General features: G+C 68.5%; 20 protein-coding genes and 3 tRNA genes. 13 read left to right on the top strand and 10 right to left on the bottom strand.

Translation table 11 applies throughout. The features are described from left to right. Window positions 1-30 precede the first annotated feature (30 nt). The 6 genes from INT51_RS16905 to INT51_RS16880 are packed head-to-tail and all read left to right on the top strand — an operon-like array spanning window position 31 to window position 6,852. On the top strand, window positions 31-2,955 hold the full coding sequence (locus INT51_RS16905; RefSeq protein WP_226985857.1) for a Na+/H+ antiporter subunit A: 2,925 nt from the start codon (window positions 31-33) through the stop codon (window positions 2,953-2,955). After that, window positions 2,945-3,643: a Na(+)/H(+) antiporter subunit C gene (locus tag INT51_RS16900; RefSeq protein ID WP_193106504.1), complete on the top strand. Its 699-nt coding sequence runs from the start codon at window positions 2,945-2,947 to the stop codon at window positions 3,641-3,643. Before INT51_RS16905 ends, INT51_RS16900 begins: the two co-directional genes overlap by 11 nt. Next, window positions 3,640-5,202, top strand: coding sequence for a Na+/H+ antiporter subunit D (locus tag INT51_RS16895; protein WP_226985845.1), 1,563 nt, complete (start codon window positions 3,640-3,642; stop codon window positions 5,200-5,202). The genes INT51_RS16900 and INT51_RS16895 overlap by 4 nt, the downstream gene beginning before the upstream one ends. Further along, window positions 5,199-5,738: a Na+/H+ antiporter subunit E gene (locus INT51_RS16890; RefSeq protein WP_193106503.1), complete on the top strand. Its 540-nt coding sequence runs from the start codon at window positions 5,199-5,201 to the stop codon at window positions 5,736-5,738. The genes INT51_RS16895 and INT51_RS16890 overlap by 4 nt, the downstream gene beginning before the upstream one ends. Further along, window positions 5,735-6,265: a monovalent cation/H+ antiporter complex subunit F gene (locus INT51_RS16885; RefSeq protein WP_193106502.1), complete on the top strand. Its 531-nt coding sequence runs from the start codon at window positions 5,735-5,737 to the stop codon at window positions 6,263-6,265. The genes INT51_RS16890 and INT51_RS16885 overlap by 4 nt, the downstream gene beginning before the upstream one ends. Then, entirely contained in the window at window positions 6,262-6,852 is a 591-nt protein-coding gene (locus tag INT51_RS16880) for a monovalent cation/H(+) antiporter subunit G (RefSeq protein ID WP_193106501.1), read from the top strand. The genes INT51_RS16885 and INT51_RS16880 overlap by 4 nt, the downstream gene beginning before the upstream one ends. A gap of 21 nt (window positions 6,853-6,873) precedes the next feature. On the opposite strand, the gene INT51_RS16875 is transcribed toward INT51_RS16880, so the two are convergent. Next, window positions 6,874-8,550, bottom strand: a complete 1,677-nt coding sequence (locus tag INT51_RS16875) for a formate--tetrahydrofolate ligase (protein ID WP_193106500.1) — start codon at window positions 8,548-8,550, stop codon at window positions 6,874-6,876. A 170-nt stretch (window positions 8,551-8,720) separates the two neighbouring features. On the opposite strand from INT51_RS16875, the gene INT51_RS16870 reads away from it, so the two are divergent. The 3 genes from INT51_RS16870 to INT51_RS16860 all read left to right on the top strand — a co-directional run bounded on the left by INT51_RS16870 (window position 8,721) and on the right by INT51_RS16860 (window position 11,261). Continuing rightward, window positions 8,721-9,083, top strand: a complete 363-nt coding sequence (locus tag INT51_RS16870; RefSeq protein WP_193106499.1) for a hypothetical protein — start codon at window positions 8,721-8,723, stop codon at window positions 9,081-9,083. Between the two features lie 286 nt (window positions 9,084-9,369). Next, on the top strand, window positions 9,370-9,978 hold the full coding sequence (locus INT51_RS16865) for a TetR/AcrR family transcriptional regulator (RefSeq protein WP_370540823.1): 609 nt from the start codon (window positions 9,370-9,372) through the stop codon (window positions 9,976-9,978). A gap of 56 nt (window positions 9,979-10,034) precedes the next feature. Beyond that, window positions 10,035-11,261 (top strand): NAD(P)/FAD-dependent oxidoreductase, encoded by a 1,227-nt coding sequence (locus INT51_RS16860; RefSeq protein WP_193106497.1) that lies wholly within the window; start codon window positions 10,035-10,037, stop codon window positions 11,259-11,261. A gap of 137 nt (window positions 11,262-11,398) precedes the next feature. Here INT51_RS16860 and INT51_RS16855 read toward each other — a convergent pair whose 3' ends face one another. Then, window positions 11,399-11,959, bottom strand: a complete 561-nt coding sequence (locus tag INT51_RS16855) for a GNAT family N-acetyltransferase (RefSeq protein WP_193106496.1) — start codon at window positions 11,957-11,959, stop codon at window positions 11,399-11,401. A 37-nt stretch (window positions 11,960-11,996) separates the two neighbouring features. On the opposite strand from INT51_RS16855, the gene INT51_RS16850 reads away from it, so the two are divergent. Beyond that, window positions 11,997-12,614, top strand: coding sequence for a TetR/AcrR family transcriptional regulator (locus INT51_RS16850; RefSeq protein ID WP_193106495.1), 618 nt, complete (start codon window positions 11,997-11,999; stop codon window positions 12,612-12,614). A gap of 92 nt (window positions 12,615-12,706) precedes the next feature. Here the strand turns inward: INT51_RS16850 and INT51_RS16845 are convergent, their stop codons facing one another. Together INT51_RS16845 and INT51_RS16840 are read right to left on the bottom strand one after the other, a co-directional pair. Then, the gene (locus INT51_RS16845) at window positions 12,707-13,309 is read right to left on the bottom strand and encodes a response regulator (RefSeq protein WP_193106494.1); all 603 of its coding nucleotides are present in this window, start codon (window positions 13,307-13,309) and stop codon (window positions 12,707-12,709) included. Continuing rightward, a complete protein-coding gene (locus tag INT51_RS16840; protein ID WP_193106493.1) occupies window positions 13,306-14,505 on the bottom strand; it encodes a sensor histidine kinase in 1,200 nt (399 codons plus the stop codon). The genes INT51_RS16845 and INT51_RS16840 overlap by 4 nt, the downstream gene beginning before the upstream one ends. Before the next feature lie 244 nt (window positions 14,506-14,749). Here INT51_RS16840 and INT51_RS16835 point away from each other — a divergent pair, with 244 nt between their 5' ends. Continuing rightward, window positions 14,750-15,145 carry a DUF1330 domain-containing protein gene (locus tag INT51_RS16835; protein WP_193106492.1) on the top strand — a complete coding sequence of 132 codons (396 nt, stop codon included), beginning with the start codon at window positions 14,750-14,752 and terminating at the stop codon, window positions 15,143-15,145. A 294-nt stretch (window positions 15,146-15,439) separates the two neighbouring features. Beyond that, window positions 15,440-16,537: a dimethylarginine dimethylaminohydrolase family protein gene (locus tag INT51_RS16830; protein ID WP_193106491.1), complete on the top strand. Its 1,098-nt coding sequence runs from the start codon at window positions 15,440-15,442 to the stop codon at window positions 16,535-16,537. 113 nt (window positions 16,538-16,650) lie between these two features. On the opposite strand, the gene INT51_RS16825 is transcribed toward INT51_RS16830, so the two are convergent. The 4 genes from INT51_RS16825 to INT51_RS16810 form a co-directional block, all read right to left on the bottom strand. Next, window positions 16,651-16,726 (bottom strand) — tRNA-Phe (locus INT51_RS16825). Window positions 16,727-16,821: 95 nt separating this feature from the next. After that, window positions 16,822-17,844: an NADP-dependent oxidoreductase gene (locus INT51_RS16820; RefSeq protein WP_193106490.1), complete on the bottom strand. Its 1,023-nt coding sequence runs from the start codon at window positions 17,842-17,844 to the stop codon at window positions 16,822-16,824. Window positions 17,845-17,941: 97 nt separating this feature from the next. Beyond that, window positions 17,942-18,015: transfer RNA gene (locus INT51_RS16815), tRNA-Asp, on the bottom strand. 139 nt (window positions 18,016-18,154) lie between these two features. Further along, window positions 18,155-18,227 (bottom strand) — tRNA-Glu (locus INT51_RS16810). Between the two features lie 171 nt (window positions 18,228-18,398). Between INT51_RS16810 and INT51_RS16805 the strand changes: the two genes are divergently transcribed. Then, entirely contained in the window at window positions 18,399-18,764 is a 366-nt protein-coding gene (locus tag INT51_RS16805) for a metallopeptidase family protein (RefSeq protein ID WP_193106489.1), read from the top strand. A 95-nt stretch (window positions 18,765-18,859) separates the two neighbouring features. On the opposite strand, the gene INT51_RS16800 is transcribed toward INT51_RS16805, so the two are convergent. Together INT51_RS16800 and INT51_RS16795 are read right to left on the bottom strand one after the other, a co-directional pair. Beyond that, window positions 18,860-19,543: a response regulator transcription factor gene (locus INT51_RS16800; RefSeq protein ID WP_304502228.1), complete on the bottom strand. Its 684-nt coding sequence runs from the start codon at window positions 19,541-19,543 to the stop codon at window positions 18,860-18,862. Next, window positions 19,525-20,664 carry a sensor histidine kinase gene (locus INT51_RS16795; RefSeq protein WP_304502227.1) on the bottom strand — a complete coding sequence of 380 codons (1,140 nt, stop codon included), beginning with the start codon at window positions 20,662-20,664 and terminating at the stop codon, window positions 19,525-19,527. The genes INT51_RS16800 and INT51_RS16795 overlap by 19 nt, the downstream gene beginning before the upstream one ends. Window positions 20,665-20,742: the final 78 nt, after the last annotated feature.

The following is a 20,742-nucleotide window of genomic DNA, read 5'->3' as shown; positions in this document are numbered from 1 at the left end:
CGCACGATGGACGGAGACTGCGTGTATTCGATGCTCCTCGCCCACCTTGTGGCTGCGCTCCTCGGGCCGGTCCTGGTGCGGTTGATGGGGCGCAACGCGTTCTTCCCCCTGGCTGCGGTGCCCGCGGCGTCCACCATCTGGTTGGCGACGATCGACCCGCGCGCTCTCGCCGACGCCCCGCTGGACGTCTCGATCCCGTGGATCCCGGCCTTCGGTATCGACCTCGCCTTCCGCCTGGATCCGTTGAGCTGGGTGATGGCGATGATCGCCACCGGCATCGGGGCGATCGTGCTGCTCTACTGCGCCCGCTACTTCAAGGACACCGAGCCCGGACTGGGCCGGTTCGCGGGCGTGCTGACCGCCTTCGCCGGTGCGATGGTCGGCCTGGTGCTCTCCGACGACGTGATGGTGCTCTACACCTTCTGGGAGCTGACCACCGTCTTCTCCTACCTGCTCATCGGGCACTACCAGGACAAGCAGGCGTCGCGCCGTGCCGCGATGAACGCCTTGATCTCCACCACCGCCGGGGGACTGGCGATGCTGGTGGGCCTGCTGATGCTCGGCGCCGAGGCCGGCTCCCTGCGCATGTCGACGATCCTGGCCTCCTCGATGTGGGCCGACGCCGGCCCCTACCTCGTCATCGCGATGGTGCTGATCCTGGCCGGGGCGATGACGAAGTCCGCCCTGGTCCCCACCCACTTCTGGCTCCCCGGTGCGATGGCAGCGCCGACGCCCGTCTCCGCCTACCTCCACGCCGCCGCGATGGTCAAGGCGGGCGTCTACCTGATCCTGCGCATGGGCCCCGCGCTGACTTTCATGGAGGGGGTCAGCATCGCCATCGCCGTGGTCGGCGCGGCGACGATGCTGCTGGGCGGCTGGCGAGCCCTGCGACAGACCGACCTCAAGCTGCTGCTGGCCTATGGCACGGTCTCCCAGCTCGGCTTCCTCTCCGCGATAGCGGGACTGGCCACGCACGACGCGCTGCTGGCCGGGCTGGCGATGCTGATCGCCCACGCGGTGTTCAAGGCACCGCTGTTCATGGTCGTCGGCATCATCGACAAGAAGTTCGGCACCCGCGACCTGCGCGTCCTGTCCGGGGTCTGGAAAGTGGCGCCGGTGGTCGCCCTGATCGGCACGGTGTCGGCGGCGTCGATGGCCGCGGTGCCGCCGCTGTTCGGCTTCGTCGCCAAGGAGGCCCTGTTCTCCGCGCTCTGGTACGGCGCCCCCTGGCATCGGGTACTGCTGATCGCGTTGGTCGCCGGATCGATCCTCACTGTCGCCTACTCCTGGCGGTTCGTCCACGGCGCCTTCGGCGCCGCACCGGGGGCCCCGGTCGTCGAGACCCCGAAGATTCCCGTGCTGTTCTGGGCCCCGCCCGCCCTGGTGGCCGTGTTCTCGGTGGTCCTGGCATTCCTCGGCGGCCCCCTCGAGACGATCCTGCGCGGCTTCTCCGCCGTGCTGCCGGAGACCGGGGAGGGGATCCATCTCGTGGTGATCCCGCACGTGGGCGTGCCGCTGCTGGCGTCCGTGGTGGCTCTCGGCGTCGGCGCGCTGCTGTGCCTGATCGCACGGCCCGTCGCGAGGATGCAGAAGAAGGTGTCCCCGCTGAGCTGGGCGAACGAGGAGGCGCTCGACCGGATCGATGCCGAGCGCGCCTTCCGTCGGCTGATGCGCAGCATTGATGCCGTGTCCGTGGCCATCACGCCGCTGTTCCAGCGGGGCTCGCTGCCCTACACCCTGGGCACCATGCTGCTGGTGCTGATCGCTCTGGTGGCCCCGATCGCGATCTCGCAGTCCCAGGTCCCGGACAACCTGGTGCTGTTCCACCATCCGATCGAGCTCATCGTGCTTCCGGTCGCCGCGCTCGCCGCGCTCGGCGCCGCGCGGTCCCGGCGCCGCCTGCGCGCGGTATTCCTGATCTCGGTGACCGGTTATGCGGTGGCCTTGCTGTTCCTGGTCGCGGGTGCGCCGGACGTCGCCACCACTCAGGTGCTGGTCGAGACCGCGATGACCGTGGTGCTGGTGCTGGTGCTGCGCAGGCTGCCGACGCACTTCTCCCGTCGGCCGCTGAGGATCGGCGCCTGGGGGCGCTGGGCGATCGCGATCAGCACGGCCGTCGTGCTGTGCGGCTCTGCGCTGTACGCCGCGGATGCTCGCTATCTCGAGCCGCTCGGCCCGGGCCTCATCGAGACCGCCTACACGATCGGCGGCGGGCACAACGTCGTCAATGTGGCCCTGGTCGATGCTCGCGTGTGGGACACGATGGGTGAGATCTCGGTGCTGCTGGTGGTCGCCACCGGCGTCGCCTCCCTGATCTTCGTGACCCGTCGCGAGCAGTCGATCTCCCGTGTGAGGGACCTGGACTCGCGCACCTCGATCTGGCGTCGACACGCGGATCCGGCGCTGCCGCAGAACGCCCTGGACTTCGATGCCCGACCCGATGACGTCGGCGGCGGCAACCGGTGGCGCACCTGGCTCTCGGCCGGCCTCACCCTGGCACCGGAGCGGCGGATGGTCATCCTCGAGGTCACCACGCGCATCGCCTTCCCGCTGATGATGATCTTCTCGCTGTACCTGCTGATGGCGGGCCACAACCTGCCCGGCGGCGGATTCGCCGGTGGCCTGGTGGCGGGCCTCGCCCTGGCGCTGCGCTACCTGGCCGGCGGGCGGTACGAGCTCTCCGAGGCCGCTCCCGTGCAGGCCGGTCTGGTGCTCGGCTCAGGCATGGCGATCGCCGTGATCGCCGGTGTGCTGCCGGTCCTGTTCGGGGGGACCGTGTTCGCCACGGCCACGCCGGTGGTACAGGTGCCGGTCCTTGGTGAGCTCCATTTCCCCAGCGCCCTCCTGTTCGACACGGGCGTGTACCTCGTGGTCGTGGGCGTCCTCCTCGACTTCCTGCGGACCCTCGGGTCCCAGATCGACCAGCAGCAGGAGGCGGAAGTCGATGTCGGTTAGTCTCGCCCTGCTCCTGACCGCCGGGGTGTTCATCGCCTGCGGCGTCTACCTCGTGCTCGAGCGCACCCTGACCCGCGTGATCCTCGGCTTCGTGCTGCTGGGCAACGGCGTGAACCTGCTGTTCATCGTCGCTGCCGGACCGCCCGGCAACCCGCCCTTCGAGGGCACCGCGGAGCCGGAGACGATGACTGATCCGCTGCCCTTCGCCATGGTCCTCACCGCGATCGTGATCTCCCTGGGCATCACCGCCTTCGGCATGGCCCTGGCCTATCGGGCGTGGCAGCTGTTCGGGCACGACGAGGTCCCCGACGACGTCGAGGACCGGCGCGTGCTGCGCCGTCGGCGCCGACGCTCCGAGGATGCCGAGAAGCTGCCGTGGTCGCAGGCGCTGTCGGAGGAATCGCGCCGGGGCGCGCTCATGCATTCGCAGGGCTTCACTCCGGCCGGTGAGGACCAGCTCGGCTCCGACCTCACCAGTGCCGAGGACGTCCCGCAGGACCCGACCGAGGCCGACGAGGGCCAGGCGAGCGCGCCGCGCCGGGTGTTCCGGCCCAAGGAGCGCGCGGGCCACGGGGCTGACGCCTCCGGTTCCGCGACCGGGCCGGACCACCACGCGGCCGGCGCCCCGGGAGCCGGACCTGCGACCGAATCCGACCGCGAAGACCCCGAGGAAGGAGGAGGGACATGAGCATGGAACTCCTCCTCGCGCTGCCGGTGATGCTTCCGCTGGGCGGCGCGGCTGTGACCCTGCTGCTGCGCCACCATCCGCGCATCCAGCTGTGGCTGACGATCCTCACGCTCGTCGCGATCCTCACGGTCGCCCTGACGATGGGCTGGTACGTCAGCCAGGAGAGCGTGCTGGTCCTGCAGATCGGCAACTGGACACCGCAGCTGGGCATCGTCCTGGTCGCCGACCGGCTCACCGCCCTGATGCTCGTGGTCTCCAGCTTCGTGACCCTCGCCGTGCTGGTGTATTCCAGCGCGCAGACGGTCGACGAGCGGACGGGACGCACCCCGGTCGCGATCTACCACCCGACCTACCTCGCCCTGGTCGCGGGGGTGTCGATGGCCTTCCTCGCGGGGGACCTGTTCAATCTGTACGTCGGCTTCGAGGTGCTGCTCGCGGCGAGCTATGTGCTGCTGACACTCGGCGGATCGGCCAGCCGCATCCGTGCAGCGACCACGTACGTGATCGTCTCGCTGCTCAGCTCCGTGATCTTCTTGTCAGCCATCGCGGCGGTGTATGCGGCGACCGGCACCGTGAACCTCGCGGAGATGGCGGTGCGTCTGGACGGGCTGGAGCCCGGCACCCGCATGATGCTCGAGCTGATGCTGCTGGTGGCGTTCGCGATCAAGGCCGCGATCTTCCCGCTGAGCGCATGGCTGCCGGACTCCTACCCGACGGCGCCGGCTCCCGTGACCGCCGTGTTCGCGGGATTGCTGACCAAGGTCGGCATCTACGCGATCCTGCGCCTGGAGACCTTGCTGTTCCCTGCCTCGCAGACCCAGAACCTGCTGCTCGCCGCGGCGGCCCTGAGCCTGTTCGTCGGCATCCTCGGTGCTGTCGCGCAGACGGACCTCAAACGCGTGCTGTCGTTCACCCTCGTCTCCCACATGGGGTACATGCTGTTCGGCATCGGGATGAGCACCCAGATGGGCATGGGCGCGACCATCTACTACGTCGCCCACCACATCACCGTGCAGTCCACCCTGTTCCTGGGGGCCGGTCTGATCGAGACCCGGGGAGGCACGACGAACCTCATCAAGCTGGGCGGGATGGCGAAGCTCGCGCCGGTGATCGCGGTCCTCTTCTTCATCCCCGCGATGAACCTCGCCGGCATCCCGCCGTTCTCCGGGTTCATCGGGAAGGTCGGTCTGATCGAGGCCGGCATCGAGTACGACCGGGCCTCCGGATGGTTCCTCGTCGGCATCAGCGTCCTCACCAGCCTGCTCACGCTCTACGCGATCGCGAAGATCTGGAACCGTGCCTTCTGGCAGGAGCCCAGCGAGGAGATCGTCAGCCGGGCCTACGTGATGCCGAAGGTGATGACGGGCGCGACCGCAGCGATGATCGCGTTCTCCCTGATGCTGACCGTGCTGGCCGGCCCGATCATGACGTACGCGAACGAGGCGGCCTCCTCGGTGCTCGAGCGCACGCCGTACGTCAGCGCAGTGCTCGGCGACGAGGCGGCCGATGACCTGGCTTATCGCATCGATGACGCCGGGCGGAAGGTGGATACCCGATGATGGCCACACGCCTCCTGGATCTGCGGCGCTCCGCGCTGTGGATCGTCGTCTCCGTGGCCCTGTGGTGCCTGCTGTGGGGTGGGGTAGACCTCAAGAACGTCCTGGGTGGCCTGATGGCCGCCGTGATCGTGTTCATCCTGTTCCCGATGCCGCCGACCGGGCATGAGCTCACCCTGCGCCCCGTACGGTTCCTGAAGTTCGCGCTGCGCTTCCTGTACGACCTGTGCGAATCCGCAGTGCAGGTGGGGTGGTTCGCGATCCGTCCCGGTCCGCAGCCGCCGAGCTCGGTGATCGCCGTGAAGATGGCCTCCCGCTCGGACTTCTTCCTCACCGTCACCGGTGTGCTGTGCACCCTGATCCCCGGATCCGTGGTGGTCGAGGCACAGCGCGCGACCGGCATGTTGTTCCTGCACACCATCGGTGCCGGGACCGAGGAGGAGGTCGAGAAGGCTCGGCGGATCGTCCTCGAGCAGGAGAAGCGACTGCTGTGGGCCATCGGGCGTCGTGAGGTCCTCGAGGAGGCGGGTCTGCGATGAGCCCCTTCGACATCGTCCTGGTGGTCTATGGCGTGATCCTCGCCGTGACGGCGATCCTTGTCGTGTACCGCATGATCGTCGGCCCCACCATCCTGGACCGCGCGGTCTCGACCGACTCCCTGGTGGTGCTCGTGGTGCTGGGCATGGCCCTGTACACGGCGTCCGCGAGGGCCAGCTGGGCGGGGCCTGCGATGTTGGGCCTGACGGGGCTCGCCTTCATCGCCACCGTCACCTTCGCCCGCTTCGTGGCGCGTGAGGAGCCTCTGCAGGGTCGGCGTCGGCGACGCGACGCCGAGGAGGCCGGCACCCACACCGGCCCGCTGGATGCCATCCATATCGACCACGACAGTGCGGATGCGGAGCCGGATCCGATCAACTCCGTCGACGACCAGCTCACCGACCATGACGTCCTCGCCGCGGGCGCCTCGGAGCGAGGCTTCGGGGCCGAGGAGGGGTCCCGGGGTTTCGAGGACGATGACGAGGCGCACGGATTCGGTGCCGAGGACGGGACGGAGGGATGGCGATGAGTGTGGTCGAGATCCTCGCTGCGGTGCTGATCGGTGCCGGCCTGCTGCCGGCCGTGCTGGCTGCCATCGGTCTGAACCGCTTCGACGGCGTGCTCATGCGCATCCACGCGGCCTCCAAGCCGCAGGTCCTGGGGCTGATCCTGGTGTTCTCGGGCGTCAGCCTGGCGGCCGGTTCGTGGTCCCTGGCAGCGTTTTTGCTGGTCGTGCTGCTCGCGCAGATGGCTACCGTGCCAGTCGCCAGCGTCATGGTGGGCCGTGCGGCTTTCCGTCGTGGCTTCGTGCGCGGTGGCGATTACGCGATCGACGAGCTCAGCCCGCGCCTGGCGACGCCCACGGACGATGATGACGACGAGGACGGCTTCATCGACGAGGAGGATGACGACCACGAGGGCATGGCCTTCGACGGCGAGGAGCGCTTCCCGGAGAACATCGTGACCACCACCGCCGACGCCCTCACGGATCACAACTGGCAGGAGCCCGAGTCCGGCGCCGACGAGGTCGAGGACGTCGAGATCATCGACGTCGACCTCGAGGACGAGACGGAGCGCGAAGCCGAGGAGGTCGCCGAGCGCGACCCCCGGCCCTGATCGCGTCCGCGTTACCGGGCGTCAGAAGAGCCCGATGGACTCCCCGTCCTCGGTCACGCCCATGCGCAGTGCGGCCGGTTCCTTCGGCAGGCCCGGCATGGTCATGATCGCGCCGGTCAGGGCGACGACGAAGCCGGCACCGATCTTGGGCACGAGGTCCCGCACGTGCAGCAGATGCCCGGTGGGGGCGCCCAGCAGCACGGGGTCGTCGGAGAAGGAGTACTGGGTCTTCGCGACGCACACCGGCAGCGTGTCCCAGCCGTTGCGCTGGAGCATCCGCAGCTGGGCCGGCGCGCGGTCCTCGAAGACGACGTCGTCGGCGCCGTAGATCTCGCGGGCCAGCGTGCGCAGCGACTCCTCGATGCCGGCGGCGGGATCGTAGAGGTGGTGGAAGTCGCTCCCGCCGCCCGCCTCGATCGCGCCGAGCACCTCGTCGGCCACCGCGAGACCGCCGTCGCCGCCCCGGGACCACACCTCCGAGAGCGCCCCGCGGAAGCCGTTCTGCGCAGCCCAGTCGAGCACGGCCTGGAGCTCGGCCTCGGTGTCGGTGGGGAAGCGGTTCACCGCGATGACGGGCTCGAGGCCGAACTTGCGGAGGTTCTCCACGTGCCGGGCGAGGTTCACGGTCCCGGCGAGGACGGCGTCGATGTTCTCCGTGGCGAGGTCGGTCTTGGCGACGCCGCCGTGCATCTTCAGCGCGCGCACGGTGGCGACCACGACGGCCGCATCCGGGGTGAGGCCTCCGAGGCGTGACTTGATGTCCAGGAATTTCTCCGCGCCCAGGTCGGAGCCGAAGCCTGCCTCGGTGACGGTGATCTCCGAGAGCGAGAGGGCGAGCTTCGTCGCCGCCAGGGAGTTGCAGCCGTGGGCGATGTTCGCGAAGGGGCCGCCGTGCACGAGCGCCGGGGTGCCGCCGAGGGTCTGCACCAGGTTCGGCAGCAGGGCGTCCTTGAGCAGCATGGTGATCGCGCCGGCGACACCGAGATCGGCGACCGAGACCGGTTCGCGGTCGTAGGTGAAGCCGATGACCACGGCGCTGATCCGCTCCTCGAGATCGGCGAGATCGGAGGCCAGGCACAGGATCGCCATGATCTCGGAGGCCACCACGATGTCGAAGCCGTCCTCGCGCGGCACACCCTGGGCGGGCCCGCCCAGACCGACCACGATGGAGCGCAGGGCACGGTCGTTGACGTCGAGAACGCGCTTCCACTGGATGCGGCGCGGGTCGATGCCGAGCTGATTTCCCTGGTGGATGTGGTTGTCCACGAGGGCGGCAAGGGTGTTGTTCGCGATCTGGATGGCGTGGAAGTCGCCGGTGAAATGCAGGTTGATGTCCTCCATCGGGACGACCTGGGCGTACCCGCCGCCGGTCGCGCCGCCCTTGATGCCCATGATCGGGCCCAGGGCCGGTTCGCGCAGCGCCACCATGGTGCGCAGGCCCTTGAGGGTGAACGCGTCGGCGAGGCCGACGGTGGTTGTCGACTTGCCCTCGCCTGCGGGAGTGGGGGACATGGCCGAGACCAGCACCAGCGTGGCGGTGGTGGCGGGAGGCGTCATCTTCCGCACGTCGATCTTCGCCTTGTAGGAGCCGTAAGGCACGAGGGCCTCAGCGGGAATGCCTGCGGTCTGGGCGATCTCGGTGATCGGTTGCAGGGTCGCCGCCTGGGCGATCGCGAGGTCCGGGTTCTCGGCTGACATCGTTGTCTTCCTTCACGGGAGTCGGAGCCCAGGGATCGTCCCGGGCGCTTGCGTCCCTACACTACGGTCGCGGCGCCGACTCGGGCCAGGAACGAGAGCACTGGTCGGGACCACTGCCGGACGGGACAGGATGCTGGACGCCGACGGGGACGTGAGTAGGCTCTTCCCTCATGAGCGAATTGAGCGACTGGCTGGCCGTGACCCGCGAGGACGGGGAGACGGTCGGCTATCTCGAGCCGCTGACGATGGAGTACGACACCGTGCAGCCTCGAACGCTGCTGGGCCACGCCCTCGGGGCGCCGGAGGACTTCGAGGCGGGGGAGGAACGCCTCATCGAGCATGGGATCTCCGAGCTCGCCGAGCCCTGGGTGCTCGATGCCGGGACTGAGGGCGAGGTGGCGGGCCTGACCATCATCGAGCTGTCCCCGCACGGTGTCCTGCTGGCCGACTACCTCGCGACCAAAGGCCTCATGGCGACGGAGAACCTGCACGTGGCCTGGCCGGACCTGGAGGAGCGCCTCACCAGGCGGTGAGTGCTCAGAGGTAGCGCGAGCGTTTGCGTCGTCGCACCTCACCGGCAGACCCCCGCCCACTCTGGACAACGACGAACATGTTCGTTATCGTCGCATCGAACGAACATGTTCGTCCCGAACATGTTCCGGTGAGTGTGAGGACGGTGCAGGATATGGCAGCGGAGCAGGCTATGACAGAGGGGGTGAGCGAGTGATGGTGGAATCTTCGGAACCTCGGAGCCGGCGCGACCGTCCCGCGAAACCACCGCTGTCACGTCAGTGGATCATCGACGTCACGATCGACATCATGCGCCGCGAAGGCCTGAAGAAGGCCACGATGCGGCGGGTGGCGGCAGAGCTCGAGACCGGGCCGGCATCGCTGTACGTCTACATCCGCAATACTGCAGAACTGCACGCCGCGGTGCTCGACGAGGTGCTGGGCGAGATCCAGATGCCCCACGACCGTCCGTGGCAGGAGGAGGTCGAGCAGCTGGTCACCGCGTATCGGGATGTGATCGTGCGCTACCACGGCCTCGCGCGGTCCGCGCTCGTGCAGCGGCCCTCGGGCCCCACCCTCTTCGCCGTGTTCGACAGGCTGATCGAACTCTTCATCGACGGGGCGGGGATCTCTCCGGGCCAGGCGACCTGGGGTGCCGATCTCCTGCTGCTGGTGGCGACCGCCAATGCAGCAGAGCATGCCCCTCACGAGACAGGCGACACCGACACAGGTATGAGTGCGGACGAAGAGCTCGACGCCCTGTTCGCCGCCGTCCGCGCCTCCACGTCGGCGAAGACCCCTTACCTCGCCGCCCACGCTGATGCTCTGCTCGCGGGAGCACCGGAGCAGCGGTGGGAATGGACCCTGCGCGCACAGATCGCCGGGATCGTCGCCACTCCTCAGCCCGTCACCCAGTAACCACCACCGACCCCCGGGTCCGCCGCACGAGGGCGGCCGGCCTGAAGGAGCCTCAGATGACTGATACGACCGATATCCCGGACCCCACCGACTCACCCGACACCACTGCCTCCCCGCACGCCCCCGTGCTCATCGTGGGCGGCGGCCTCGGCGGTCTCACCACCGCGCGCGTGCTGCAGCTGCACGGGTTCGCCGTGACCGTTCTCGAGCTCGAACCCGATCGTCATGGCCGCACCCAGGGCGGCATGCTCGACATCCACGACGAGACGGGGCAGAAGGCGCTGCGCACGGCACGGCTGCACGAAAAGTTCCTCACCCGCATCCACCAGGGCGGGGAGGCGATGCGCATTCTCGACAAGCACGCCACAGTTCTTCGCGACGACCTGGATTCAGGCGCCCTCGAGCGCGCCGAGATCGACCGCGGCAGTCTCCGCGAACTGCTTCTGGATTCCCTTGACGTCGGCACGGTCCGGTGGGGCAGCAAGGTCATCGCCGTGCGGCCCGTGGACGGACAGTTCGGTCGTCACGAGGTCGAGCTGTCGGACGGAAGCAGGCTCAGCACCGATCTGCTGGTCGGAGCCGACGGGGCGTGGTCGAAGGTGCGACCGCTCCTGTCCGACGCGACCCCCGAGTACTCGGGGATCTCGTTCATCGAGGTCGACCTCGATAACGCCGATGTCGATCACCCCGAGCAGTCCGCAGTCATGGGCGAGGGGATGCTGTTCGCACTCGGTGGATCCACCGGCATTCTGGGACACAAGGAGAGCGACGGAAGCCTCCACGTCTACGCCGGGCACCGTGCTCCGGAGAACTGGGTGGACACCATCGACTTCACTGATGTCGAAGCCGCGAAGACTGCCGTGCTCGAGCTCCTCGACGGGTGGGGAGAGGCGCTGCGCGGCATGATCATCCACGCGGACTCCGCGCCGATCCCGCGTCGCATCCATGCCCTCCCGGTCGGACACTCCTGGGATCGCATGCCCGGGGTCACCCTGCTGGGAGACGCTGCGCACGTGATGTCCCCCTTCGGAGGGGAGGGTGCCAACCTCGCCATGTACGACGGCGCCGAGCTGGCGCTGTCGCTCGCGAACCACCCGGGCGACGTCGAGTCCGCGCTTGCTCGGTATGAGGCCGCGATGTTCTCCCGCTCTGCGGAGCTGGCGCAGGGCTCCGCCGACAACCTGGAGATGATCTTCGCGCCGGACGCTCCCCGAGGCCTGGTCGAATTGTTCGCGTCGTTCGACGAGGAGGACTTCTCGCGCATCCCGTCTGCAGCGCAGTGAGGAGCCGGCAGCCTCGCTGGCGCGAGGTCGAAGGGGCCCGAGGCGTCGTGCCTCGGCTTCGCGTCAGCCGTTCGGCGGCCTCGGCCGGCGCAGCCGAGGGTGCTGCGGAACCGAGTGGCCCGCCGTGTGCGCACCCTTCAGGCTGATCCGTTCTCCCGCGGACCGTCGCGGAGCAGATGCGCGTAGTGCAGCAGTTCAGCCCGGTGGCCCGATGGGGCCGTACCGGTGTCGCGGCCCTGGAGCGTGAAGCCGGCCTCGTCGAGGACGCGCTGGGACGCGACATTCTCCGGCAGGGTCCTCGCAGTCAGCTCTCGCAGACCGCTGCGTCGGGAGAGTTCGGCGGCGAGGTCGAGGGCCGCGCTCGTGATGCCGGAGCCGCGATGTGCCGGATGGAGCCAGAACCCGACCTCGGCGCTCTCTGCGCTGACGCCGAAGATCACCAGGCTGCCCGCGAACATGTCGGTCCGGGCGCGGGCCATGGCCAGGACGGCGAGATCGCCGCGTTCCAGGCCCGGGGAGGCATCCTGCTCGATCATTGCTCGCACCGACGCCGGTGTGTACTCGGGCTGGGGCAGGTGCCCGAACTGGCGCACCGCGGGGTCGTCGGTGCCTTGGGCGAAGGCCATGGCGTCGTCGGGGTGGAGGGGTCGGAGCCGAGCTCGAGTGTTCTCGAGCGGGAGGATCGAGGCGTCGAGCATGCAAACAAAACTAACATAGTGTGGTTAGTCTGTGGCTATGAGCTACTGGGATCACGTCAAGCCCGCACGGCGGGCACGGGCCGTCCACGTCCACGACGTCGCCCGCGCCTCCGTCGACCTCCTCGATGACGGTGGCCTGCGGGCTGTGACGGTGCGCGCCGTGGCTGGTCGTCTGGGTGTGGCACCGGCGAGCCTCTACTCACGCGTCGAGTCCGCGGAGGACCTGTTCGACCTCGCACTCGACGACGCACTCGGGAACGATCCCGATATGGCTCGAGCGCTCGTCGAGGACGATATCGACGACCTGATGCTCGCCTACTACCGGCACCTGGTCCGTCACCGCTGGGCCTGCCAGGTGGTCGCGATGCGTCCCCCGCGGGGACCGCACTACCTGAGGCTGTCCGAACGGCTGACGGTGCTCCTCGTGGAGCTCGAGGTCGCGGAGCCGCTGACCCTTGCCTACGCCTTGTCCAACTTCGTCATCGGCAGCGCGACCACCGCACACGTCGCGCGAGGCGAGCACGTTGCCGGGGTCGACAGTGCAGTGGCACCGACGTACGCGAGGCTCCACGCGCAGGGCCATGGCGGGAGCGCGGAGCGTACCGTCCACGCGGGCATCGCCGCCCTCCGCGCAGCCTTCGCGAGGGCTTCCTGAGCGCGGTGGTCCGGAACGTCCCGCCCTTCGCGACCGGGGAATCGAGTCGGTCTGGTTCGTCCAGGGCCCACTCGAGGGCCACTCCGAGCACCTCAGATCCAGCCGCGTTCCTCAGCCAGGAGCACCGCCTGTTGCCGTGTGCGCACTCCGAGCTTGCCAAGCACCGTCGAGACATGATTGCGCACCGTCCCAGGAGCGAGCGACAGGGCACGGGCGATCTGCCCGGTCGTCTCGCCGCGTCGCCCGGAGCGCAGCACATCGAGTTCACGATCGGTCAGCGGGCACCGCTCATCGCTGAGGGCATCCGCGGCGATCTCCGGGTCGACATAGCGACCTCCGGCGGCGACTCGGCGAATGACCTCGGCCATGTCGCCCGCTCCTCGAGTCTTCGGCACGAAGCCGGACACGCCCGAGGAGAGCGCCCGCCGGAGCACACCCGGGCGAGCGTGTCGGGTCACCACGACGCATCGCGTGGCCACCCGGCGCGCCAGCCCCTCGGCCACCTCGACCCCGTCCAGGCCCGGCATCTCCAGATCCAGCAGACAGACATCCGGCACGAGACGAGTCGCCTCGGCGAGTGCCTGGGTGCCGTCTGCGCACTCCGCGACCACCTCGATATCCGCCTCCAGTCGCAGCAGGGCCGCCAGCGCTGAGCGGATCATCGCCTCATCGTCTGCGAGCAGCACCCGGATCACGTCACGCCTCCGCCCGGCACGGTGACGACCACCGTGAAATCGCTTCGCCCTCGACTCACCTCGAGGGAACCGCCCGCCTCGCCCACACGGCGGGCGATCCCCTCCAGTCCGGAGCCGTCCGAGTCGTCCGCTCCGGCCGCGCGATCATTGGATATCTCGTAGCGCCACGCCTGTCCATCGTGGGTCAGCGAGAGCCTGGCCCATGTGCCCGAGCCGTGACGGAGCACATTCGTGGTCGTCTCGCGGATGACCGGTCCGAGCACATCCGCTGGCGCGTGCTCGGTATCCGGAGCGAGGGAAGCCTTGGCCCTCGTCCCCGCAGCCCTCAGCAGATCCACTGCATTGGCGATCTCATCACCCAGAGGCACGGATCGGAACCGCGTCGCAAGATCACGAGTCTCCTGCCGTGCGGCATCGACACTCGCCCGCGCGGCCTGCACCTGCTCCAGCGAGGCCGAGGGGTCCTGCGGCATCAGCCTCTCGGCGAGCTCCAGCTGCAGTGCGATCACCTGCAGATGGTGCCCCTGCAGATCGTGCACATCCGTGGCCATCCGCAGTCGTTCCTGCGTCGCCCCGAGCCGTGCCTCCGCGGCGCGTGCGCGGTCCAGCGACACGAGCACATCCCACCACCACAGCGACATCACCGTCAGCGGGGGCGTGGCGATCGTGAACAGGCCCAGGGGCCACCAGAGCGTGGCCTCGTCCGCCGCCATCTGCGGGAGGGTCAGGCGGGTGTCGACGAGCCATAGTGAGGCCAGGAGGAGCGTCGCCGCGACCAGGATCCGGAGGCGCACGCCGCGCGGCCAGTGCACCAGCACGAGGATCTGCAGGACGGGCGCAGCCGAGATGACCCAGATGCCGCTGACGGCCCAGACCGCCCCGCCGTAGACGAGGCCGATCGTCAGCGGCAGCAGGACGGTGCGCCGCCTCATCCGCGGTGCTTTGGCGTCGCGAGATCGGTAGCCCAGGACCAGGGGTGCAGAGGCAGCGATCCACAGGACGCCGCCGATGGCCACGACGGCCACCGAATCCAGGGCGGAGCCGGCGTGCTGCAGCGTTGCGCTCCAGGTCAGGACCAACGGCGCCTGCCAGAGGAGGACCCCGCTCGCCGTGTACCACCAGGCCACGCTGACGTGCCGCGCGAGCCGCAGCTCCCGGTGCGCGGTCGCGGTGCCCGGGGCGGACGCGATGCTCATGTCCCCACCATATGTGCATGACAGAAGTCACGGATGTCGCGGGAGAAGTGCCGGGGGAGCGGTGACAGTCAGACACTCTCGCACGCGGCCGGGAGCTGCTGGACTGGGTGCATCACGGACAGGAGCAGCACGTGAACCTCTGTGAAGTGTTCAGAGCGGCGCTTGTCCGTGACCGGAAGGGTTGATGGAGAACCCCACGAACATCATATTCACGGGGCTCGGGCTCCAGAGAGAGAGCAGAGATATGGACGACATCACGACGACGCGGAGCTATGCCGTCGGCTTGCTGAGCAGGGTCTCGATGGGCGAGGACATCATCGAGTACCTGCGACGGATCGACGCCACGCTGGCACCGTTCGCTGGCCGATTCCTCATCCACGGGTCGTCCGCTCTGGAGAAGGAGAACACGTGGCCGGAAGACCTGATCGTCATCGAGTTCCCCACCTCGACTGCTGCGGCCGCCTGGTACGACTCCGCGGCCTACCAGGAGATCATCTCGCTGCGCACGGCGAATGCCGAAGGCACAGTCGCACTGTTCGCGGGTGTCGAGCATCCGCACCGGGCAACGGACGTCATCCCCGGCCCGCGATCGGCGGAACCTTCGCCGCGGAGTTCGTCTGGAGCAACTCCGCAGTCCTGACTCCTTCTCGACGAGGCCCGCTGCTGGCCATCGCCGGCGACGCCCCGGCGGTGGACCGCCTCCGTCATACCAATGAGCGCTCAATCCTCGTTCGGCCGGAAATGCTGACTGGTGGTCGGAAACGAAGCCTGCGGGCGATCCGTTTCATGACGAAACAACCTGAGCGTCACACGATGAGCAAAATGCGCGGAAGGCCGCGCCCATCAATTCGAAGGATCCTTGTTCCGCAATCGTATGGCAGCTTCGCTCACAGCAAAGCGCGATAGGGCGCCAAGGACCAGTGAGGGAAAAGATATGACCGGACAGTTCAATCGCCGAAGCCTGTTCAGCGCCGCCATGGTGGCCACCGCCGCGAGCGGAATCGCCGCCTGTGCCTCCCCCGGCGACCAGGGAGAGGTCGAACTCTCTTCGGAACCAGGGGTCTGGATGCCCAATGAGTTCGACCGGCTGCAGGACGTCTTCGTCGGCGCCTACGACTATGACGCGCCGCTGCCGGCGTCGAGCTACTCGGTACTGCAGTACATGGGGGCTGAATTTGCCGATGACATGGACCGCAACGCTGGCATGACGATGCGAGAGGCGCACCCGCCAGAGGTGCTCGAACTCTTCGAGCAGGAGATCGAATCCCTGGTGGCGGTGTACGAGTCCCACGGTGTGCGGGTGCGACGGCCCCGCACGCTCACCGCCGCCGAGTATGAGTTCGTCCAGCCCGGCGGGATACCGATCTACGCGCGCGACCCGGTGCTGGCCCTTCACGACACCATGATCGACGGAGCCGTGATGATGCCCTTTCGCCGCAAGGAGGTCTTCGGCTTCCGTGATGATCTGACCGAGTTGGCCGAGGCCGATCCCGCTGCCCGGCACTTGGCTGTGCCACAACCTGTCCCGACTGAACTTCACCGCGATGTCCCCGAGGAGCCGGGGCCCTTCCTGGAAGGTGGCGACGTCTTCGTGCTGGACAACACGGTGCTGGTGGGCGCTTCCGGCCTGGCCTCCAACAAGGCCGGAGTGAATTGGCTTCGTCGCCACTTCGAAGGGCTGGACTTCCACGAGGTTCGCCTTCAGCATCACTGGCTGCATCTGGACTGCGTCCTGGCCGTGGTGCGACCGGGCCTTGCCGTCTGCCACCGCGATGCCTTTCTGGATGGCCTTCCCGAGCCCATTGCGGACTGGGAGATCATCGAGGCGACTGCCGATGAGGCTCACGTCATGGGCTGCAACACGGTGTGCGTGGAGCAGAACAAGGTCATCATCCCCAATGAGCACACCCGGCTGATCGAAGAGCTCGTGAAACGAGATGTCGAGATCATCGGAGATTTCAGTTTTGAGGGGGTTTCCCGAGGCGGTGGCGGAGTTCGCTGCGCGACCATGCCGATCCGCCGCGGCTACTGAGCACGGACTCCCGTGACCTGAGCCCGTGTCTGCGGAGCTGCACAGATCGAACGCCCCCGTCGTGCGCGCGACTGCGAGAAACAGAAAACCCCCGCCTAGGCGGGGGTTTTCTGTGGTGGCTCCGACCGGCGTCGATCCGGTGACCTTTCGATTTTCAGTCGAACGCTCTACCAACTGAGCTACAGAGCCATGGCCGCAAGCGACCGAGGACCAGGCTAGCAGGGTCCACCGGCAGCGCCCAACCGGGCCCGGGCAGTGAGAGGCATGCCACCCGGGCCCCTCCGTCAGGAGACCTGAACGATCGCCTTGCCGAAGTTCGCGCCGCGCAGCATGCCGACGAATGCCTCGGGGGTGCTGTCCAGGCCCTGGGTGATGTCCTCGGTGTACTGGACCTGGCCGGACGTGACCCAGCCGGTCATGTCGCGCAGGAAGTCGGGGAACATCGTGCTGGCGAACTCCCGCTGGATGAAGCCGCGCAGGGTGAGGCTCTTGGCGAGCACCGAGCCCATCAGCTGCCCGCTGCGATCAGGTCCCTCCGGCAGCGCGGTCGCGTTGTAGTTCGCGGCAAGGCCGCACACCGGCACTCGAGCGAACTCGTTGAGCTGGGGCAGCACGGCGTCCCACACGGCACCGCCGACATTCTCGAAGTACACGTCGATCCCCTCGGGCGATGCCTCCGCGAGGCGGCCCGGCAGGTCCGGGGCGCGATGGTCCAGTGCCGCGTCGAAGCCGAGCTCGCGCAGCTGGGCGACCTTGCGCTCCCCGCCGGCGATGCCGATCGCGCGCGCGCCGTGGATCCGCGCGATCTGGCCGACGGCGGAGCCCACGGGCCCGGTCGCGGCGGCGACCGCGACAGTCTCCCCGGGCTGGGGCTTCCCGATCGCCAGCAGCCCGGCGTAGGCGGTGAAGCCGGGCATGCCGAGCACGCCGAGCGCGGTGGTCACGGGTGCGGCCTCGGGGTCCAGGTGGCGCAGGTGCCCGGTGGACTCGACGCTGTACTCCTGCCAGCCGCCATAGGACAGGACCACATCGCCCGGGGTGAAGCCGTCGGCCTCGGAGCGGACGACCTCGGAGACGGTGGCGCCCACGATGACGTCCCCGATCTCCATCGGGGCCGCGTAGGACTTCGCGTCACTCATGCGGCCGCGCACGTACGGATCCAGGGAGATGTAGCGGGTGCGCAGCAGCACCTGGCCGGCGCCGGGGGAGGGGACCTCGACCGCATCGTGCTGGAAATCGGCGGGGGTGGGAACGCCGTGGGGCCGTGCGGCCAGGCGGATCCGGTGGTTCACAGTGGTGGTGCTCATCATCCGAGCGTATGCCCGCCGCCTGGGGTGCTGTCCAGGCGGCGGGTGAGGGAACGACGAAGGCCCCGGAACGATGTTCCGGGGCCTTCGTGAGGTGCGACCCTGACCAGACTTGAACTGGCGACCTCCGCCGTGACAGGGCGGCGCTCTAACCAACTGAGCTACAGGGCCTTACTGGTGTCTTCCGCCGGGGCGGTTCGACCTAGATAACTCTACCGGACCTGCCAGGGGCTCCAAGCCACTTTCGCTGTGAGCCGTCTCGCACTCCGGTCTCGGCGGTCCGGATCGGGTGACGATCGGTCCGCACGAGTACCCCCAACGGGATTCGAACCCGTGTCGCCGGCGTGAAAGGCCGGTGTCCTAGGCCGCTGGACGATGGGGGCCCGGGCAGTAACTGCCCGACGAAAAGCATACCCATCTCGAGCGCCGGCCGTCTCCAGGTTTCCCGCGAATGCGTCGTAGACGACACCTGCGCGCCGCGCGCAGCACCCGCGCAGGCACGAAGCAGGCACGGAGGTGCCCCCTGCGGTGGGTCCGCGTGGTTCGATGAACCCATGATCCGGATCAGCCGCGAGGACTTCGACGAGGCGGTCGACGACGCCCTGGACTCCCTGCCCGAGGAGATCGCCCGAGCCATCGCGCAGGCCAACGTGGTGATCCTGGTCGAACAGGAACCGCAGCAGCAGCGCACCGCGGGCACTGAGCTGCTGGGCCTGTACGAGGGGGTCCCGCTGGACCAGCGCTCCGTGTTCGACGGCTACGCGCAACCGGATCGGATCTTCGTCTTCCGCGGGCCGTTGCAGCGCGTGGCCACCTCCCGCGACCACCTGGTCCGCGAGATCGCCGTGACGGTGCTGCACGAGGTCGGCCACCTGTTCGGCATCAGCGACGAGCGACTGCACGAGCTCGGCTGGGGCTGAGCGTCCCCCCCCCGGGACCCATCCGGAGGGAACGTTTCGAGACCGGCAGCTCGAGGCAGGGCCGGTCGAGGCGGGGCAGCTCGAGACGGGCCGGTTCAGGATGGGTCGGCGTCGAGGTCGCTGAGCCCGGCCTCATGGGCGATGATCGCGATCTGGACGCGATTGGTGCAGTCGAGCTTCGCGAAGATCTTCGAGACGTGGGCCTTCACGGTCGCTTCGCTCATGAACAGCCGCATCCCGATCTGGGCGTTCGAGAGCCCGGCTCCGACTGCTCCGAGCACCTCCGTCTCGCGTTCGGTGAGCTGCTCGATCCCGGGATGGCGGTCCTGACGGGTGCCCGGATTCGCATCGGAGAAGTGCGAGAGCATGCGGCGCGTGATGGTGGGCGAGAGCATGGCATCGCCGCCTGCGACCACGTGCACCGCACGGGCCAGATCCTGCGGCGGGGTGTCCTTGAGCAGGAACCCGCTGGCACCGGCCTCGAGCGCCTGGAACACGTACTCGTCCATGTCGAACGTGGTGAGCATGATGATCTTCGGTGGGCTCTGCAGGGCGCAGACGGCCTTGGTGGCCGCGATCCCGTCCAGCCCGGGCATGCGCACATCCATCAGCAGCACATCGGGTCGGTGCTTCTGCACCAGCGTCACCGCCTCGGAACCGTCGCTGCCCTGGCCGACCACCTCGATGGCCGGATCAGCCCCCAGGATCATGGCCAGGCCTGCGCGCACCAACGAATCGTCATCGACCAGTCCCACGCGCGTCACGTTGTCATCTGCCACGGGATCACCGCCCTCACTTCGAAGCGTCCATCATCGGTGGGGCCCGATGAGATCGTGCCACCCGCGTGCGTCACGCGGGTCTCGATGCCCGACAGCCCCATCCGGGCTCCGGGCAGATCTGTCGTGTACCCCTTGGGCAACACATTACTGACCTCGATCACCAGGTCCGTCCCCGGCTCACCGATCAGGGCGACCCGGGCCTTGGTGTGCAAGGCGTGCTTGTGGATGTTCGTCAGCCCCTCCTGCACCACCCGGAAGGCGGTGCGCGCGAGCTGATCGGGCACGGGATCGTCGATGAAGTCGAAGAGGTCAACGGCGATGCCGGCCTCCTGCGAGGTGGCGACCAGGCGCCGTACGTCGTCCCAGGTCGGCTGGGGCGCGAGTGGGGCCTCTTCGCCGTCGCTGCGCAGCACCCCCAGCACCTCGCGCAGCTCCGCGAGCGCGGTGGTGGCCGTCTGCCGGATCAGCCCAGCGGACTGCTGGACCTGGGCGCGCTCCAGGTTCGGGTTCACCTCGAGAGCGCCGGCCTGCAGGGCGACCAGGGAGATCTTGTGGGCGACGATGTCGTGCATCTCGCGGGCGATGCGCGTGCGCTCGGCGCGGATCGCCTGCTCCTGCGCGGCCGCCTGCCCCGACTCCGCCTGCTCGGCTCGTGTGTGGAGCTGTGCCAGGAGCATCCGACGGGTCGAGGTGTACATGCCGGTGGCGGCGGCTGCGGCGACGATCAGCATCGTCACCACCACTCCCATGATGCCGACGGCGCCGCCGAGTCCGTCGGCCTGCATCATCAGCGACGGCACCACTCCGCTGACCGCTGCGAGCAGCGAGATCAGGAGGGTGCGCAGGCGGCTATGACTCCGGGTCGCATAGGCGTAGGTGACGACGATCAGGGCGCTGAGCGACCACGTCGCCGCGTTGACCACCAGGAGCAGGGGAAGCAGCCACGGCCAATGGCGGTGTCGGAACATCAGGGCGACCCCGAGGGCCAGGGTGAGACCGGCCTGCCAGAGATCTGTCGCGGAGGCGCGGAAGATCACCAGCAGCACTGCCTCCGCCATGACGACGGCGAAGATCAGCACGTCCTGCCAGATCCGGCGCACCGGCGCCCCCAGTTCTTCCACGGCGTCACTGTATCCGTGGCGGCCCCGCCCGAGGCTCCGCGACCGGGTCGGTCGTCGGGATCCAGTCGGAGGTCGCTC

This window comes from Brachybacterium sp. FME24 (assembly GCF_014897705.1).
Classification (GTDB): domain Bacteria; phylum Actinomycetota; class Actinomycetes; order Actinomycetales; family Dermabacteraceae; genus Brachybacterium.
This window is presented reverse-complemented; position numbering and strand designations above follow the sequence as displayed.